Raw genomic sequence first — 15,970 nt, 5'->3', positions numbered from 1 at the left:
TTACCCTCCCCTTGAGGGGGAGGGTCGGCCGTTAGGCCGGGGTGGGGTGGGAAGCGCAACGGCTTCCGAATGAGGTGAGCCATACAAGGCAGCATAAATCGTGTCGAGAACGCCGGACATATTCTCGCTCAGCTCGGCGTTCCAGAAACGGATGACGCGATAGCCTTCGCCTTCGAGCCATCGGGTCCGGCGTTCGTCTTTTATGGCAATATCATCTTGAGAATGGTGATCACCATCAAGCTCGATGACGAGGCGCGCTTTCAGACAGGCGAAGTCGGCGACATAGGGGCCGATGGGGACTTGGCGTCTGAAGTGGCTGCCGTAGACGGGGATGTTCTTCAGGGCGCGCCAGAGGCGCTGCTCTGGCTCGGTGGCATTCGAGCGGAGCTGGTTGGCTCTTTCACGTTTGAAGCGGGTGATGTTTGGCATGACTGGTTTTCTGTTGTGGTGCCACCCCACCCCGGCCTTGCGGCCGACCCTCCCCCTCAAGGGGAGGGTGAAGGGCGTCAATCCTTCCGCACCGCCTTCACCTGGGCTTCGGTCGGCATGAACGATGTGCCGTCCTGATAGGTCCATTCGGTCATGCCCCCATTGGCGCCTTTCAGCACGAGCTTGCCGACCCAGGCGCCCATGGTGGATTGGTGGTCGATGCCACGCATGGTGACGGGGCCGGCGACCGTGTCGAACTTCGCGTCCTCCAGCGCCTTGATCATCGCTTCAGTGTCGGTCGAGCCCGCGCGCTCGATGGTGTCGCGGATCATGTAGACGACCATGTAGCCGAGCAGCGAGCCGAGGCGCGGCGTCTCGTTGAACTTCGCGCGATAGGCGTCGATGAAGGCCTTGTGCTTGGGATCGGTGATCTCGTCCCAGGGGTAGCCGGTGACGGTCCAGCCTTCCGGCACCTCGTCCTTCAGGGGCAGCAGCCATTCGGGTTCGCCGGTGAGCAGCGAGAGAACCGTCGTGTTCTCGAAAAGACCGCGGGTGTTGCCCTCGCGGACGAATTGCGTGAGGTCGGGGCCGAAGAGAACGTTGAATATGCCGTCGGGCTTGGCCTGTTCGAGCGCGGAGACGGTGGAGCCGGCCTCGATCTTGCCGAGAGCCGGATATTGCTCGGCGACGATCTCGGCATCGGGGATCTGTTCTTTGAGCAGGCGCTTGAAGGCTCCCGCCGCCGACTGGCCGAATTCGTAGTTCGGCGCGACAACGGCCCAGCGCTTGGCGCCGGATGCCTTGGCCTGCTTCATGAGCATGCCGACCTGCATGGAATTGTTGGGCCGGATGCGGAAGGTATAGCGGTTGCCCTGCGCCATGGTGATGGCATCGGTCAGGGGCTCGGCGGCGATGTAGACGATCTTCTTCTGGTTGGCGTAGTCCGCCATGGCCACGCCGACATTCGACAGGAACGAGCCGAAGAGGAGAACCGCGCCTTCGCGGGTCACCAGCTCGTCCGCCACGCGGGTGGCGTCGCTCGTCGTGCCGCCGTCGTCGCGGGAGACGATCTCGAGCTTGCGGCCGAGAACTCCGCCCTTGGCATTGATCTCGTCGAGGGCCATCTGCCAGCCGCTGCGATAGGGCACGGTGAAGGCCGCCTGCCGGGCATAGGAGTTGAGCTCGCCGATCTTGATCGGAGGCTGCTGGGCGACGGCGGGGCTGCCGAGGGCCAGCGCCAATCCAAGAGCAAGCCAGCGTGTCATCGATGCCTGTGCCATGGCGTGTTCCTAACAATGTGCATGGAGATGTCCAGGATGTAGGGCCAATCGGGGTTGGAAGAAAGTCCAAATTGCCAAGGTTCGAGATTTCCGGCCTTGCTTGAAGCCAAGGGGCAATGACACATTTCGCCTGTCCGTTCCTTTATCTCATGTGGTCCCATGCTCCTCGACAACGATCCCGCCCGGGCCTTCATGCCCTATCCCGCCGCTCCCGTGCCCCATGCGGAGAAGGGGGCGCTTTCGGGCCTGACCTTTGCGGCAAAAGACCTTTTCGACGTGGCGGGCTACCCGACCGGCTGCGGCTCGCCGCACATGCTCGCCCTGTCGGGCATCAGGACCCGGACCGCGCCCACGGTCCAGAGGCTGCTCGATTCGGGCGCCCGATTCGTGGGCAAGACGATCACGGATGAACTCGCCTTCTCCTTGAGCGGCAAGAACGCCCATTTCGGCACTCCGGTGAATGGCGGCGCGCCGAACCGCATTCCCGGCGGCTCCTCCTCGGGCTCGGCTTCCGCCGTGTCTAATGGGTTGTGCGATGTCGCCCTCGGCACGGATACGGGCGGCTCGGTCCGCGGGCCGGCCAGCCATTGCGGCCTCTTCGGCATCAGGCCAACCCATGGCCGGGTGAGCCTGGAGCTCTGTCACGATCTCGCGCCCTCCTTCGATACCTGCGGCTACTTCACCCGCGATGGCGCGACCTTCGCCCGGGTCGGAGAGGTGCTGCTGGGAGAGGATGCGAACCCGCTCTCCGAAAAGCCGAAGCTGCTGCTGGCCAAGGATGCCTTCGGTCTCCTGAGATCCGAGGTGCGTGAGGCGCTTGCGCCCGCTCTCAAGCGAATCGAGGCCGTGCTCGGTGCGCCGGAGGGGCTGGAGGTCGCGACCGAAGGCTTCACAGCCCTCTACTGGGCCATGCGCTACATCCAGAGCCGTGAGGCCTGGGGTGTCAACGGGCGGATGATCGAGCGCTTTCAGCCCCCGCTGGGTCCTGGTGTCCTGGACCGGTTCGAGTTCTCGCGCGCCGTCACGGACGCTCAGGTTGCCGAGGCTCAAGCCATCCGCAGCACCTTCCGGGCGCGATTCAACGCACTTCTCGCCCGTGACACGGTGCTCGTCATGCCGACCATGCCTGATGTGGCGCCGCTGCTGTCCGAGAGCGACGAGGCCCTCAACGATTACCGGACCAGGGCGCTGAACCTGCTCTGCCTCTCCGTGCTGTCGGGCCTGCCGCAGGTGTCGATGCCGCTCGCCTCGCGGCTCGGCGCGCCGCTCGGCCTGTCGCTGATGGGGCCTGCAGGATCGGACAGGAGCCTCGTCGCCCTTGCCGAGCGCATCGCCGCTTCCACTTCCTCCGATTGAACCCATCCCTGTCCCCTACCGTTAGCGACGGGACCATCCATGAGGGGCGCATCATGACCAATCCAACCGTTCATCCGCACATGCCGCATGTGGCGGTGGCAAGCGCCTGCGTGCTGGGGGAGGGGCCGGTCTGGGACGAGCGCTCGAACACGCTTTTCTGGGTGGACATCAAGAACCCCGGCATCTGGCGCTATCATCCCGAGACCAACGAGCATTCGCGGATCGATGCGCCCGAGCGCGTCGGCTTCATCGCGCTCACCCCCGATCCCGATGTGGTGATCGCGGGCTTCAAGTCGGGCCTTGCGCGCTTCAACCTGAAGACCGGATTGCTCGAGCCCATCGTCGCGCCGGAGAAGGACAAGCCCGGTAACCGCATCAATGACGGCTATGTGGGGCCTGACGGCGCGATCTATTTCGGCACCATGCACGATGACGAGACCGATGAATCGGGCTCATTCTGGCGCTGGGATGGAAAGGAGCTGAGTCGGTTCCATTCCGGCTTCATCGTCACCAACGGTCCCGCCTTCAGCCAGGATGGGCAAACGCTTTACGCCACCGACACGACGAACGGCATCATCTACGCCTTCGATGCCGATAAGGGAAAGCTCGGCGAGCCGCGCCGCTTCGCGCGCTTCGAGGAGGGCTGGGGCCATCCTGACGGCATGGCGGTGGATGCGGAAGGCTATGTATGGGTCTGCCATTGGGGCGCATCGCGAATCACGCGGTTTGCCCCGGACGGATCGGTGGAGCGCATCGTGCCCGTGCCGACGGCGCAGGTGACGAAATGCGCCTTCGGTGGACCGGACCTCTCGACGCTCTACATCACAACGGCATCCATCGGCCACGATCCGCATGTGGACCCGATGGCGGGCCATCTGTTCAGGCTGGATACGGGCGGCATTCGTGGAATGAAGACCAGCATCTTCGAGGGTTGAGCATGGCGATCGAGCGTTTCGGCACCGTAAGCGGTGAGGATGTCCTGGAGATCACCCTCACCGGTCCTGACGAGATGCAGATGAAGGTGCTGACCTGGGGCGCCGTGATCCGCGACCTGATCGTGCCCTTTTCGGGTGGCCGGCAGCGCGTGGTGCTCGGTCTCAATTCCATCGAGGATTACATCGCCCACTCGCCCTATTTCGGCGCCGTCGTGGGCCGGCACGCCAACCGCATCGGCGGCGCGCGGTTCACGATCAGGAACAAGACCTACCGGCTCGATGCCAATGAGGGAGACAACCAGCTTCATGGCGGCTCCATGGGCTTCGGCACAAGGCATTGGAGCATCGTCGCGCATAGCGAGGAGAGCGTCACCTTAAGCCTCGTCTCCGAGAACGGCGACATGGGCTATCCGGGGCGTGTGGTCGCCACCTGCACCTATCATCTATTGCCCAATGCCACCCTCGGCATCGAGCTGACGGCAACCACCGACCAGCAGACGCCGGTGAATCTCACCACGCACAGCTATTTCAACCTGGATGGCAGCGCGAACATTCTCTCGCACCAGCTGACGATCGCGGGCGATTACATCACGCCGACGCGGCACGATCTCATTCCCACGGGGGAGATTTTGCGGGTGGCCGATTCCGCTTACGATTTCACGGCGGCGCGATCCGTCGGCGCGGAGCTCATCAACGACGATACCCTCTACGATACCAACTACGTGCTGCGAGGCCCTTACGGGGTACTCCGCCATGCGGCCACGCTGTCATCGCCCGCGAACGGTCTCAACATGGAGCTATGGAGCACGGAGCCCGGCGTGCAATTCTATGCTGGGCACATGATCGATATCCCGGTTTCCGGCCTCGATGGCGCGCAGTATGGGCGTCACGCGGGTCTCTGCCTGGAACCGCAGCGTTTTCCCGACAGCCCCAATAATGCCCATTTCCCATCGTCTCTTCTCAGGCCGGGGCAGATTTCCAGGCAAGTCAGCGAACTGCGGTTCTCCGGCTAGCCTGGAACCTTGCCACAACTTGGCCGTTTTTTCTGCAGGCGTTGCGTTCCGCGAAAAACACGAATGAAAAGGGAATGCTCTCGATGCCCGTGCTCGATGCGAAGGCCTTGGAAATCGATCCCCGTGGAATGGCTTTCCTCAAGAGCGTCCTGCGTCAAAAGCCGCTGGCATCGCCGATCGAACCCAAGGGGGTATCCCCCCGGAAGGAGCTGCCGGCCTCTTTGAGGATGCGTCTGCGCCTGGGGCGCAGAGCCAAGGCTCTCATCTGGCATCAGGCGTGAACGGATCGCGTCAGGCCGCGAGACCGCGCTTGGCGAGAAGCGCATCCACCGTCGGCAGGCGTCCGCGGAACGACGTGTAGGCTTCCGCCGGATCGCGCAGGTTTCCGGCCGAGTAGATGAAGCGCTTCAGCTTCTCCGCCATTTCCCTGTTGAAGGCATCGCCCGTTTTCTCGAAGGCCACGAAGGCATCCGCGTCCAGAACCTCCGACCAGAGATAGCTGTAATAGCCTGACGAATAGCCGTCGCCGGAGAACACATGCGCGAAATGCGGCGTGCGGTGGCGCATGATGATCTCGCGCGGCATGCCGATCTTCTCCAGCGTCTCCTTTTCGAAGGCTGATACGTCGAGATCGGCCGCGTCCTTGCGGCGATGGAGTTCCAGATCGACGAAGGCGGAGGCGAGGTACTCGACCGTGGCGAAGCCCTGGTTGAAGTTGCGGGCCGCCATGAGGCGCTCCAGCAATTCCTCCGGGATCGGCTCACCGGTGCGGTAATGGGTGGCGTAACGGCGCAGGATGTCGGGTTGCGACAGCCAGTGTTCGTAGAGCTGCGAGGGTAGCTCCACGAAATCCGTCGAGACGGCGGTGCCCGCAAGCAGCGGATAGGTCACGTTGGAGAGAAGCCCGTGCAGGCCGTGGCCGAATTCGTGGAAGAGTGTGCGCGCATCGTCGAAGCTCAGGAGCGACGGCTCGCCCGCGCCGCCCTTCGCGAAATTCATCACGTTGACGATGATCGGGCGCACATCGCCGGTCAGCTTTTCCTGAGAGCGGAAGGCGCTCATCCACGCGCCGCTGCGTTTCGAGCTTCGGGCGAAGTAATCGCCGATGAAAGTGCCGATATGTTTGCCGTCCACGTCCAGAACTTCCCAGGCGCGGATATCGGGATGATAGCGCGGGAAGTCCTTCAGCTCCTTGAAGCTCAAGCCGAACAGACGGTGTGCGGTCTCAAAAGAGGCTTCGATGATGCGGTCGAGCTGGAAGTACGGTTTGATCACGGCTTCATCGAGATTGTGCCGCTCCATGCGCACCTGATCCGCATAGAAGCGCCAGTCCCAGGGCTCGATGACGATGTTGTCGCCCTTCGCCTGCGCGAGAGCCTGCAAGTCGTCCCGCTCTTCCTGCGCGCGCTTGCGGGCGGGCGTCCACACGTCGTTGAGGAGCTTCAGCACTGCGTCAGGCGTCTTCGCCATAGTGTCGGAAAGCTTGAAGTCGGAGAAGGTCTCGTAGCCCAGGAGCTTCGCGCGCTCGACGCGCAGAGCCGCCATTTCGGCGATGATGGCCTTGTTGTCGGTGGCGCCACCCGTGTCGCCGCGTGACGCCCAGCCCTTGAAAGCCTGCTCGCGCAGGTCGCGCCGCTTCGAGAATTGCAGGAAGGGTTCGATGCTCGACCGTGACAGGGTAATCACGTATTTGCCGGAGAGGCCCCGCTCCTCGGCGGCCTGTGCTGCCGCCTCGCGCAGGAAGGACGGCAGGCCTTCGAGATCGGCCTCGCCGTCGAGCACGAGCTGATAGGATTTCTCGTCGGCCAGAACGTTCTGAGCGAATTGCGTGCCGAGGCTCGCGAGCCGTTCGGTAATAGTGGCAAGGCGCTTCTTCTCCTCGCCCTGCAGCTTGGCGCCCGCACGCACGAAGATGGTTTGATAGCGGTCGAGCACGCGCGCCTGCTCCTGCGTCAGGCCCAAAGACTCACGCTTTTCGTAGAGATCGGCGACGCGCTTGTAGAGCGCCTCGTTCATGAAGATGCTGTTGCGGTGCTTGGCAAGAACCGGCGCGAGATCGCGCTCGATAGCCTGAATGGCCTCGTTCGTATGCGAGCCCGAGAGGTTGAAGAACACGCCGCCCACGCGCTTGAGGGAAGCGCCGCCGCGCTCCATGGCCTCGATGGTGTTGGCGAAAGTAGGCGCCTCGCTGCTGTCCGCAATCGCCTTGATCTCGGCCTGCTGTTCGGCAAGCGCGCTGTCAAAGGCAGGTCGATAATGCTCCGGCGTGATGCTCTCGAAAGGCGGAAGGCCGAAAGGCGTGCTCCAGGGGCCAAGAAGAGGATTATTGGCCGAATGTACGCTTGAAGCCGTCATGAATCGCTCCGCCTTTGTCAGTGATCGTGTTGCCCACTCTTACCCGCCTCAAGCGTCATGCGGAAGAGGCGGAGAAACTCAGCCCTGCGCCAGATGCCGGTTGAGGAAGGCGAGCGAGCGTTGCGTGGCGTCCTCTTCGGCCGCGCCCCGGAAGCCGTGGCCCTGGCCCGGATAGACCTTGATCTCATACGGCACGTTCTGCTGGCGCAGCAGGGCCTCGACCGCATAGGCATTGGCCACCGGCACGATAGGATCGGCGGAGCCGTGCAGCACCAGGGTCGGCGGCAGCTGCGATGTCGCGGCAATGGCGCCTTGCGGCAGCGGCCCGAAATAATTGACCAGGGTTTTCACGCGCGGGTCCGTGCTGGCGACGGCAAGCCCCAGCGCCGCGCCGAGCGAAATGCCGACGATCCCGATGCGGTTCGGATCAGCGAGAGGCTGCTTCGCGGCGAAGGCGAGAGCATCCTGGACCGCATCCATCCAGGGCATGAAGTTCTGGAAAAGCGTGGCGAAGGAGGCCCGCTTCTCGCCCGTTCGGTCGAGGTAATGGACGAGGTGAACCTGATAGCCGGCGGCAGCGACCGCGCGGGCGCCCTCGCGGTATTGCGTATTCCGGTTCAAGCCGTCCGCCCCGTGCAGCATCAGCACCGTCGGGCACGGAGCCTCGCTGCGGGGTTGAAAGGTCTCGACCATGATGGGCTTGGCGCCGCTCTTGAAGGTGTTGCGCTGAGTGGTCACGGGCATGGAGCGTGGCTTATCCTGTCGGGCATGGAGGTTCGTGGAGACGGCAAGGGTCGCGCCGATGAGAACGCTGCGTCGGGTCAGGGTCATAGGGCTTGGAAACTGCGAAAGGGGGCCGGGATATCCATGAAGTGGGGTCTCGGATTGGTGCCTTGCAGATGGCAAAAAGTCCCAGCACCGCCCCGGGGGCCGTTTCAGGGTAATGGTCAAGGATCGTTTGCAGGCTCCGTACGTTGTTTGCAGAGCCGCGAGCTGTTCTCGCGCCACCAGAGATCGACCCGATGAGTCAAGCCCCTGTTCCTGCGCCATCTGAGAATGAGATTGAGCCGCCCGGCGTTCCAGGCCTGTCGGGCCTGCTGACCCTGGCGGTGGGTGTCGTCGTCCTGTCGGCACTCTATGTGGGTCAGGAGGTCTTCCTGCCGGTGGTGATGGCCATTCTTCTGGCTTTTGTGCTGGCGCCCTTCGTGGACCTGATGCGCCGCTGGCATCTGGGGCGTGTGCCCTCGATCATCATCGCGGTTCTCGTCGCGCTGGGCATCATCGTCTCGATCGGCGGCGTCATCGGGTTCCAGCTTGCGGGGTTGGCATCCGATCTTCCCCGCTACCAGACCACCATCGAAAGCAAGATCGGCTCTCTGCGTGAGGGAACCATCGGTAAATTGTCCCAGTCGTTGCGCGATTTCGGGCACCGGTTCGACCGCGCGGTCGCCGAGCAGCCAAAGGAGAGCGGGCAACCTTCAACGGGCGCCGCTGAGCCGTCGGCTCCCGCTGAGCCGGGGCCGTTGCCTGTCGAGGTTCACCAGCCTGATCCGACCCCGGCTCAGATGGCGCGCGACGTCTTGCTTCCCGTGCTCGAACCGCTGGCCACCATGGGTATCGTCTTCGTGGTGCTGATCTTCATTCTCATGCAGCGCGAGGATCTGCGCGATCGCATGATCCGCCTTTTCGGCGCCAGCGACCTGCACCGCACCACGGTCGCCATGGACGATGCCGCCCGGCGCCTGAGTCGCTATTTCCTCACGCAGCTCGCCCTGAATGCCTCCTTCGGTGTCGTGGCCGGCCTCGGTCTCTGGGCCATAGGCGTGCCGAGTCCCGCCCTGTGGGGCGTCTTCGCGGCCCTCATGCGCTTCGTGCCCTATATCGGCTCCTTCGTCGCTGCCATCCCGCCGGTCATTCTGGCGGCGGCTGTCGATCCCGGCTGGTCGATGGCGCTGATGACCCTGGCGCTGTTCCTCATCGGCGAGCCCCTGATGGGCCATGCAATCGAGCCGGTGGTCTATGGACAGAGCACGGGCCTCTCGCCTTTCTCGGTGGTGATCTCCGCGATCTTCTGGACATGGCTGTGGGGACCCATAGGCCTTCTCATCGCAACGCCGCTCACGCTTTGCCTCGTGGTTCTGGGACGTCACGTGGAGAGGTTGGAATTTCTGGACGTGCTCCTCGGCGACAGGCCGGCTTTGACGCCTGCGGAAAACCTCTATCAGCGCATGCTGGCCGGCGACCCCGACGAAGCCCTGGAATCGGCGGAGCTGCTTTTGAAGGAGCGTTCCCTCACCTCTTATTACGACGAGGTGGCCCTTAGAGGTTTGCAGCTTGCCGCCAACGACGCGACGCGCGGCGTGCTCACCCATCGCCAGCTCGATCAGGTAAGGGATGTGATCACTTCGCTCGTGCAGGATCTCTCCAGCCACAGCGACATCGAGCCGCCGGCTCACGAAACCAAGGACGAGCCGGTTGCATCGCCGCAGAGCGAGAAGCCCGCGATCAAGGAACCTGCCATCGTCGGCGAGATGCCGCATGAGGACAAGATCGCCGACGCGTGGCGTACGGATGGCGCCGTGCTGTGCATCGCGGGCCGAGGGCCACTGGACGAGGCGGCGTCCGAGATGCTGGCGCAGCTGCTGAACAAGCACGGGCTCGGCAGCAGGCTCGTGCCGCACGAGGCCGTTTCACGGTCTTCGATCTTCAACCTCGACATGACCGGCGTGCAGATGATCTGCATCAGCTATCTGGAAATCAGCGGCACACCCGCGCATCTGCGTTATCTGCTGCGCCGCCTGCGCAATCAGGCACCGAAGGCTCCCATCGTCGTGGGCCTGTGGCCGGCAGAGGATGCGGTGCTGAAGAGCGAGGCGATGCGCTCGACGCTTGGCGCGGATTATTATGTGTCGTCCATGCGCGATGCCGTGGTGCGCTGTCTCAAGGTCGCGACCGGCGAGGAGCAGATGCCGCAGGCGGTGACGACGGAGAAGGCCGCGAATGAAGGAGCGGGAAAGCGCCTGCCGTTGCCGGCTTAAACACTCCAGCTACATGCACACTGCCGTCATGGCCGGGCTTGTCCCGGCCATCCCGATTGTTTGAAACGCCGCGCTTTTCCACACGTCATCACCGGCACAAGGCCGGTGATGACGTGTGGAGAGTTCTTCACCCAAAAAAAATCCCGGAGGGCTCGCGCCGTCCGGGATTGCAATGCTCGACAAAGGTGAACGCCTTCAGGCAGCGTTCTTCCGCGCCAGGCGCGCCTTGATGCTCGCGGGATCCGCGCGGGGCGTCGCCGCGAAAAGCGACTTGGTGTAGTCGTGCTTCGGATCGGAGAACAACGCTTCGCGGGTGCCGTATTCCACCGCCTCGCCGAAATACATCACCATCACCTCATCGGCGATATAGCGCACCACCGACAGGTCGTGGCTGATGAAGACGTAGGTGAGGTTGAATTCGTCCTGCAGGTCGGCCAGCAGGTTCAGCACCTGTGCCTGAACCGAAAGGTCGAGGGCGGAAACCGGCTCGTCGAGAACGAGCAGGCTCGGGTTGAGCATCAGCGCACGGGCAATCGCGATGCGCTGGCGCTGGCCGCCGGAGAACATGTGCGGGTAGCGGTTGTAATGCTCCTCGCCGAGTCCGACCTTCTTCAGCAGGGTCATGGCGCGCTCGCGGCGCTCGTCTGCCGGAACGTTGCCCTGGATCACCAGCGGCGCGGTCAGCACGTCGCCGATCTTCTGGCGCGGGTTGAGCGAGCCGTAGGGGTTCTGGAATACGATCTGCACTTCGCGGCGCAGATCCTTCGTCAGGTCACCCTTCGCGATGTCGACCTTCTTCCCTTGAATGAAGAGATCACCGGACGTCGCGGGATCGATCAGCGTGAGAATGCGCGCAAGCGTGGACTTGCCGCAGCCGCTTTCGCCGACGATTGCCAAGGTCTTGCCCCGCTCGACCGAGAAGCTCACGCCCTTGACGGCATGAACGACTCCGCCCTTGGAGAAGAGGCCTCCGGGCAGTTGGTAATCCCGGACGATGTTTCTGGCTTCGAGAACAATACTCATGATACGGCCGCTCCGGCGATCTCGCTTCCGTCCTTGAAATAATCGGCGATGGTGGGCAGACGGTCGCCCGTGGCGTTGTCCGGCAACGCGGCAAGAAGGGCCTTCGTGTAGTTGCTGCGCGGGTTCTCGAACAGCGACAGAACGTCGGCTTCTTCCATCTTGCGGCCTTTGTACTGCACCACGACACGGTCGGCGGTCTCTGCGACCACGCCCATGTTGTGCGTGATCATGATCATGCCCATGCCATACTTGGCCTGAAGATCCACGAGAAGGTCGAGAATCTGCTTCTGGATAGTGACATCGAGCGCGGTGGTCGGTTCGTCTGCGATCAACAGTTTCGGATTGCAGGCGATGGCCATGGCGATCATCACGCGCTGGCACTGGCCGCCCGACATCTGGTGCGGGAACGAATCCAGGCGCTCGGCGGGATTGGGAATGCCGACGGCGGTCAGAAGCTCGATGGCGCGGGCACGCCGTTCCTTCCGTCCGAGGCCGAGATGGAAGCGTAAGACTTCCTCGATCTGGAAGCCGACGGTGTAGCACGGATTGAGGCTTGCCACCGGCTCTTGGAAGATCATCGCGATGTCCTTGCCGACGATCTTGCGGCGCTCGGAATCGGACAGGCTCAGGAGATCGCGGCCGTTGAAGGTCATCTTGTCGGCGGTGACCTTCGCCGTCCAGGGCAGGAGCCCCATCACGGCGAGCATCGACACGGATTTGCCCGAGCCGGATTCGCCGACGATGGCCAGCACCTCGCGCTCGTGCACTTTCAGCGACACCCCGTCGACCGCCCGGAACATGCCGGTAGTGGTCTGAAACTCGACGACGAGATTCTCGATTTCAAGAAGCGCCATGATCAGGACCTCTTCAGTTTCGGATCGAGGGCATCGCGAAGGCCGTCGCCCAGAAGGTTGAAGGCCAGCACCGTGATGAGAATCGCGAAGCCGGGGAAGGTCACGACCCACCAGGCGCGAAGCACGAATTCACGCGCATCGGCCAGCATGGTGCCCCATTCAGGCGACGGCGGCTGTGCGCCGAGGCCGAGGAAGCCGAGCGCCGCGGCGTCGAGGATCGCGGTCGAGATGCCGAGCGAAGCCTGCACGATGAGAGGCGCGGTGCAGTTCGGCAGCACTTCCTTGAACATCAGGCGCAAGGGTCCGGCACCGCTGACGCGGGCCGCCATGACGTAATCCTTCGAGACCTCGGTGATGACGGCCGCGCGTGCAAGGCGCACGTAATGCGGCAGGATCACAAGCGCCACGGCCGTCATCGAGTTGATGAGGCCGGGGCCCAGGATCGCGACGATCACGATGGCCAGCAGCAGGCTCGGCAGGGTGAGGATGATGTCCATCACGCGCATGATGGCGATCTCGGTCAAGCCGCGCACATAACCGGCGACAAGGCCGAGAACGGTGCCGATCAAGATCGATACCGTTACGACCATGATGCCGATCAAAAGCGACAGACGCGCGCCGTAGATGAGGCGCGAGAGCATGTCGCGTCCGATCGGGTCCGTTCCGAGCGGATAGGCGATCGAGCCGCCCTCCTGCCAGAACGGCGGCTTCAGGGCGATGGTGGTGTCGGTGATGTAAGGCGAGTGAGGCGCCACCACATCCGCGAACAGGGCGAGCAGCACCACGACGACGATCACGACAAGGCCTGCGACGGCGCCGTGATTGGCGCTGAAATAGCCCCAGAACTCGCGGAAGGGGTGGGGCGGGGTGGCCGTCGGCGCGGCGACGGACGGAGCTTCCATGGTTTCAGTTGTCATCGCGTATGCCTAATGCGCGGATTGATGATGCCGTAAGTCAGGTCGACGATCAGGTTCACGCTCATGACGATGGCGCCGACGAGCAGAATGCCTCCCTGAAGTACAGGGTAATCACGGCGGAAGATCGCCTCGATCAGCCATTTGCCGATGCCCGGCCATGAGAAGATCGTCTCGGTCAGGATGGCACCTGTGAACAGCACGCCGATCTGCAGGCCGATCACGGTTACGACCGGGATCATGGCGTTGCGCAGGGCGTGCAGGGCGATAATGCGGAAACGTGAAAGACCTTTGGCTTTCGCCGTGCGGATATAGTCTTCGCCCAGAACTTCGAGCATGGCCGAGCGCGTCATGCGGGCAATGACCGCAAGCGGCACGGTCCCAAGCACGATGGTCGGCAGGATCAGATGCTCGAGAGCCGACCTGAATGCGCCCTCATCATCCGACAGGAGCGAGTCGATCAGGAGGAAGCCCGTGACCGGCTCGATGTAATAGATCACGTCGATGCGGCCCGAGACCGGCGTCAAGCCGAATTGTACGGAGAACAGCAGGATGAGGATCAGGCCCCACCAGAAGATCGGCATGGAATATCCGGTCAGGGAAATCCCCATCACGCCGTGATCGAAGATCGAGTTTCGCCGCACCGCAGCCAGAATTCCTGCCGGAATGCCGAGGATCAGAGCGAACAGAATGGCGCAGATGCCCAGCTCGACCGTTGCCGGAAACAGGCTCTGGAATTCAGTCAGCACGGATTCCCGCGTGACGATCGATTTGCCGAGATCGCCATGCAGCACGCGGCTGACATAGATTCCGTATTGAACCAGCAAGGGCTGATCCAAACCGAAATCCTTCTTGAGCTGCTCGTGGCGTACGGGATCAATGCCGCGCTCGCCGGCCATGGTTTCGATCGGGTCGCCAGGGACGAGCCGGATTAGGAAGAAGGCCGCCAGTGTGATTCCGATGAAGGTCGGAATGAGGAGGCTCAGTCGGGTCAGGATGAAGCGGATCATGTCTTATAAAACGGAAAAAGGCGGAGCAGCCAGAAGCTGCTCCGCCGGAGGCCAATGGAAAAGCCTTACTTACCCTTGATATCCACGCCGTAGAAGGTGTGGCGACCGAAAGGCGACAGCTTGAAGTCAACCACTTCCTTGCGGACGGGCTTCAGCTGCACGGCATGGGCGATCGTAAACCAGGGAGCCTGCTCCTTGAAGATCACCTGAGCCTGCTCGTAGAGCTTCGTGCGCTCAGCCTGATCGGTCACGACTTTCGCCTTGGTGACGAGATCGTCGAAGGGCTTGTAGCAGAACTTCGCAACGTTCGAGCCCGAGGCGCTCTGTGCCGAGGCGCAGCCGAGCAGGGTGTGAAGGAAGTTGTCCGGATCGCCGTTGTCGCCGGTCCAGCCGAGCTGCACCATCTGGTGCTCGCCGGCCTGGGCGCGCTTGCGATACTCGCCCCACTCATAGGACTTGATCTCAGCCTTCACGCCAACCTTGGCGAGATCAGCCTGCATCAGCTCGGCCATGCGCTTGCCGTTCGGGTTATACGGGCGCTGGACGGGCATGGCCCACAGATCGGTCTCAAGACCATTCGGATAGCCAGCTTCGGCGAGAAGCTTCTTGGCGGCTTCCGGGTTGTACTCGTCGTCCTTGACGGACTTGTTGTACGACCACATGGACGGCGGGATCGGGTTGATGGCCGGGACGCCCGAGTCGAGATAGATCGCCTTGACGAGAGCCTTCTTGTCGATGGCCATGTTGAGCGCCTTGCGGACGCGCACGTCGTCGAAGGGCTTCTTCTGGGTGTTGTAGGCGAGCATGCCGATGTTGAGGCCGGCCTGCTCCATCAGCGTGACGTTCGGGTCCTTCCTAATGGCCTCGATGTCAGCTGGGTTCGGATACGGCATCACGTGGCACTCACCCTTCTGGAGCTTGGCCCAGCGAACGGAGGCGTCCGGCGTGATCGAGAACACGAGATCGTCGATCTTTGCCTTGCCACCCCAGTACTCAGGAAAAGCCTTGAAGCGGACGATGGCATCCTTCTGGTACTGCACGAGGGAGAACGGGCCGGAGCCGATTGGGTCTTGGTCGACCTTCTCAGGGGTGCCGGCCTTCAGCATGGCATCGGCATATTCCTTCGACTGGACGCCAGCCCACTGCATGGCGAGGTTCGCCAGGAACGGGGCTTCAGGCTGATTGATCGTGATCTTGACGGTGTAGTCGTCGACCTTTTCGACCGACTTCAGCAGCTTGGGCATGCCCATGTCGGTGAAGTAGGAGTGGTTCGGGCTCGTCACCTTGAAATAAGGATTCTCTTCCTTCCACTGACGCTCGAACATGAACACGATGTCGTCGGCATTCAGGGTGCGGGTCGGCTTGAAATTCTTGTTGGAGTGGAACTTCGCGTTCTTGCGGATGTGGAACGTGTAGACTGTGCCGTCAGCAGAGATGTCCCACTTCTCGGCGAGGCCGGGGACGACTTTGGTGCCGCCGCGCTCGAAATCGACGATATTGTCGTAGATGTGCTCGTTCACGTCGAAGGAGGTGCCGGTGGTGTTGATACCGGGATAGAAGTTTTCCGGGCTGCCCTCTGAGCAGTAAACGAGGGTTTTGGCGGCCAGCGGGGCGGCGGCCAGGAAAGCCGGAACGCAGATCGCTGCGAAAAGGGCTGATTTCTTCATTATGTTGGTCCTCTGAGACGGCGCTACTCGTGGCCGTTCTGTGACGAAGTTAAGGTGCGAAGCCCCAATAATGTCAATCTATCCACGCAAGCTTGG

General features: G+C 62.7%; 14 protein-coding genes. 5 read left to right on the top strand and 9 right to left on the bottom strand.

Features of this window, described 5'->3' with window-relative positions; translation table 11 throughout:
• Positions 1–429 (bottom strand): endonuclease domain-containing protein, encoded by a 429-nt coding sequence (locus AB4Y85_RS15860; RefSeq protein ID WP_441985882.1) that lies wholly within the window; start codon positions 427–429, stop codon positions 1–3.
• 77 nt (positions 430–506) lie between these two features.
• On the bottom strand, positions 507–1,709 hold the full coding sequence (locus tag AB4Y85_RS15855) for an ABC transporter substrate-binding protein (RefSeq protein WP_441985881.1): 1,203 nt from the start codon (positions 1,707–1,709) through the stop codon (positions 507–509).
• Between the two features lie 159 nt (positions 1,710–1,868).
• Here AB4Y85_RS15855 and AB4Y85_RS15850 point away from each other — a divergent pair, with 159 nt between their 5' ends.
• The 4 genes from AB4Y85_RS15850 (at position 1,869) to AB4Y85_RS15835 (ending at position 5,294) form a co-directional block, all read left to right on the top strand.
• Positions 1,869–3,065 (top strand): amidase, encoded by a 1,197-nt coding sequence (locus AB4Y85_RS15850; protein ID WP_441985880.1) that lies wholly within the window; start codon positions 1,869–1,871, stop codon positions 3,063–3,065.
• A gap of 53 nt (positions 3,066–3,118) precedes the next feature.
• Positions 3,119–4,000 carry an SMP-30/gluconolactonase/LRE family protein gene (locus tag AB4Y85_RS15845; protein ID WP_441985879.1) on the top strand — a complete coding sequence of 294 codons (882 nt, stop codon included), beginning with the start codon at positions 3,119–3,121 and terminating at the stop codon, positions 3,998–4,000.
• A gap of 2 nt (positions 4,001–4,002) precedes the next feature.
• Positions 4,003–5,013 (top strand): aldose epimerase family protein, encoded by a 1,011-nt coding sequence (locus tag AB4Y85_RS15840; protein ID WP_441985878.1) that lies wholly within the window; start codon positions 4,003–4,005, stop codon positions 5,011–5,013.
• A gap of 74 nt (positions 5,014–5,087) precedes the next feature.
• Positions 5,088–5,294, top strand: coding sequence for a hypothetical protein (locus AB4Y85_RS15835; RefSeq protein WP_441985877.1), 207 nt, complete (start codon positions 5,088–5,090; stop codon positions 5,292–5,294).
• Between the two features lie 10 nt (positions 5,295–5,304).
• On the opposite strand, the gene AB4Y85_RS15830 is transcribed toward AB4Y85_RS15835, so the two are convergent.
• Together AB4Y85_RS15830 and AB4Y85_RS15825 are read right to left on the bottom strand one after the other, a co-directional pair.
• On the bottom strand, positions 5,305–7,368 hold the full coding sequence (locus AB4Y85_RS15830) for a M3 family metallopeptidase (protein WP_441985876.1): 2,064 nt from the start codon (positions 7,366–7,368) through the stop codon (positions 5,305–5,307).
• A 78-nt stretch (positions 7,369–7,446) separates the two neighbouring features.
• Positions 7,447–8,199: a dienelactone hydrolase family protein gene (locus AB4Y85_RS15825; RefSeq protein ID WP_441985875.1), complete on the bottom strand. Its 753-nt coding sequence runs from the start codon at positions 8,197–8,199 to the stop codon at positions 7,447–7,449.
• A 191-nt stretch (positions 8,200–8,390) separates the two neighbouring features.
• Between AB4Y85_RS15825 and AB4Y85_RS15820 the strand changes: the two genes are divergently transcribed.
• Positions 8,391–10,406: an AI-2E family transporter gene (locus tag AB4Y85_RS15820; protein ID WP_441985874.1), complete on the top strand. Its 2,016-nt coding sequence runs from the start codon at positions 8,391–8,393 to the stop codon at positions 10,404–10,406.
• Positions 10,407–10,601: 195 nt separating this feature from the next.
• Here AB4Y85_RS15820 and AB4Y85_RS15815 read toward each other — a convergent pair whose 3' ends face one another.
• From AB4Y85_RS15815 to AB4Y85_RS15795, 5 genes are all read right to left on the bottom strand, one after another.
• Positions 10,602–11,429 (bottom strand): ABC transporter ATP-binding protein, encoded by an 828-nt coding sequence (locus AB4Y85_RS15815; RefSeq protein ID WP_441985873.1) that lies wholly within the window; start codon positions 11,427–11,429, stop codon positions 10,602–10,604.
• Complete coding sequence (locus AB4Y85_RS15810) at positions 11,426–12,283, bottom strand: ABC transporter ATP-binding protein (RefSeq protein ID WP_441985872.1); 858 nt, start codon at positions 12,281–12,283, stop codon at positions 11,426–11,428. The genes AB4Y85_RS15815 and AB4Y85_RS15810 overlap by 4 nt, the downstream gene beginning before the upstream one ends.
• 2 nt (positions 12,284–12,285) lie before the next feature.
• Positions 12,286–13,200, bottom strand: a complete 915-nt coding sequence (locus tag AB4Y85_RS15805) for an ABC transporter permease subunit (RefSeq protein ID WP_441985871.1) — start codon at positions 13,198–13,200, stop codon at positions 12,286–12,288.
• The gene (locus AB4Y85_RS15800) at positions 13,197–14,207 is read right to left on the bottom strand and encodes an ABC transporter permease subunit (RefSeq protein WP_441985870.1); all 1,011 of its coding nucleotides are present in this window, start codon (positions 14,205–14,207) and stop codon (positions 13,197–13,199) included. The genes AB4Y85_RS15805 and AB4Y85_RS15800 overlap by 4 nt, the downstream gene beginning before the upstream one ends.
• 65 nt (positions 14,208–14,272) lie before the next feature.
• On the bottom strand, positions 14,273–15,874 hold the full coding sequence (locus AB4Y85_RS15795) for an ABC transporter substrate-binding protein (RefSeq protein ID WP_441985869.1): 1,602 nt from the start codon (positions 15,872–15,874) through the stop codon (positions 14,273–14,275).
• Between the last annotated feature and the right edge of the window lie 96 nt (positions 15,875–15,970).

The sequence above is a fragment of the Microvirga sp. 2YAF29 genome, assembly GCF_052114605.1.
Taxonomy (GTDB): Bacteria; Pseudomonadota; Alphaproteobacteria; order Rhizobiales; family Beijerinckiaceae; genus Microvirga.
Note: the sequence above shows the minus strand (reverse complement) of the source record. Positions and strands in the feature narration are given on the sequence as shown.

Bases quoted from the DNA above. Each gene is read 5' to 3' on its own strand.
- AB4Y85_RS15860 (WP_441985882.1), bottom strand. From the start codon at position 429: ATGCCAAACATCACCCGCTTCAAACGTGAAAGAGCCAACCAGCTCCGC.
- AB4Y85_RS15855 (WP_441985881.1), bottom strand. From the start codon at position 1,709: ATGGCACAGGCATCGATGACACGCTGGCTTGCTCTTGGATTGGCGCTG.
- AB4Y85_RS15850 (WP_441985880.1), top strand. From the start codon at position 1,869: ATGCTCCTCGACAACGATCCCGCCCGGGCCTTCATGCCCTATCCCGCC.
- AB4Y85_RS15845 (WP_441985879.1), top strand. From the start codon at position 3,119: ATGACCAATCCAACCGTTCATCCGCACATGCCGCATGTGGCGGTGGCA.
- AB4Y85_RS15840 (WP_441985878.1), top strand. From the start codon at position 4,003: ATGGCGATCGAGCGTTTCGGCACCGTAAGCGGTGAGGATGTCCTGGAG.
- AB4Y85_RS15835 (WP_441985877.1), top strand. From the start codon at position 5,088: ATGCTCTCGATGCCCGTGCTCGATGCGAAGGCCTTGGAAATCGATCCC.
- AB4Y85_RS15830 (WP_441985876.1), bottom strand. From the start codon at position 7,368: ATGACGGCTTCAAGCGTACATTCGGCCAATAATCCTCTTCTTGGCCCC.
- AB4Y85_RS15825 (WP_441985875.1), bottom strand. From the start codon at position 8,199: ATGACCCTGACCCGACGCAGCGTTCTCATCGGCGCGACCCTTGCCGTC.
- AB4Y85_RS15820 (WP_441985874.1), top strand. From the start codon at position 8,391: ATGAGTCAAGCCCCTGTTCCTGCGCCATCTGAGAATGAGATTGAGCCG.
- AB4Y85_RS15815 (WP_441985873.1), bottom strand. From the start codon at position 11,429: ATGAGTATTGTTCTCGAAGCCAGAAACATCGTCCGGGATTACCAACTG.
- AB4Y85_RS15810 (WP_441985872.1), bottom strand. From the start codon at position 12,283: ATGGCGCTTCTTGAAATCGAGAATCTCGTCGTCGAGTTTCAGACCACT.
- AB4Y85_RS15805 (WP_441985871.1), bottom strand. From the start codon at position 13,200: ATGACAACTGAAACCATGGAAGCTCCGTCCGTCGCCGCGCCGACGGCC.
- AB4Y85_RS15800 (WP_441985870.1), bottom strand. From the start codon at position 14,207: ATGATCCGCTTCATCCTGACCCGACTGAGCCTCCTCATTCCGACCTTC.
- AB4Y85_RS15795 (WP_441985869.1), bottom strand. From the start codon at position 15,874: ATGAAGAAATCAGCCCTTTTCGCAGCGATCTGCGTTCCGGCTTTCCTG.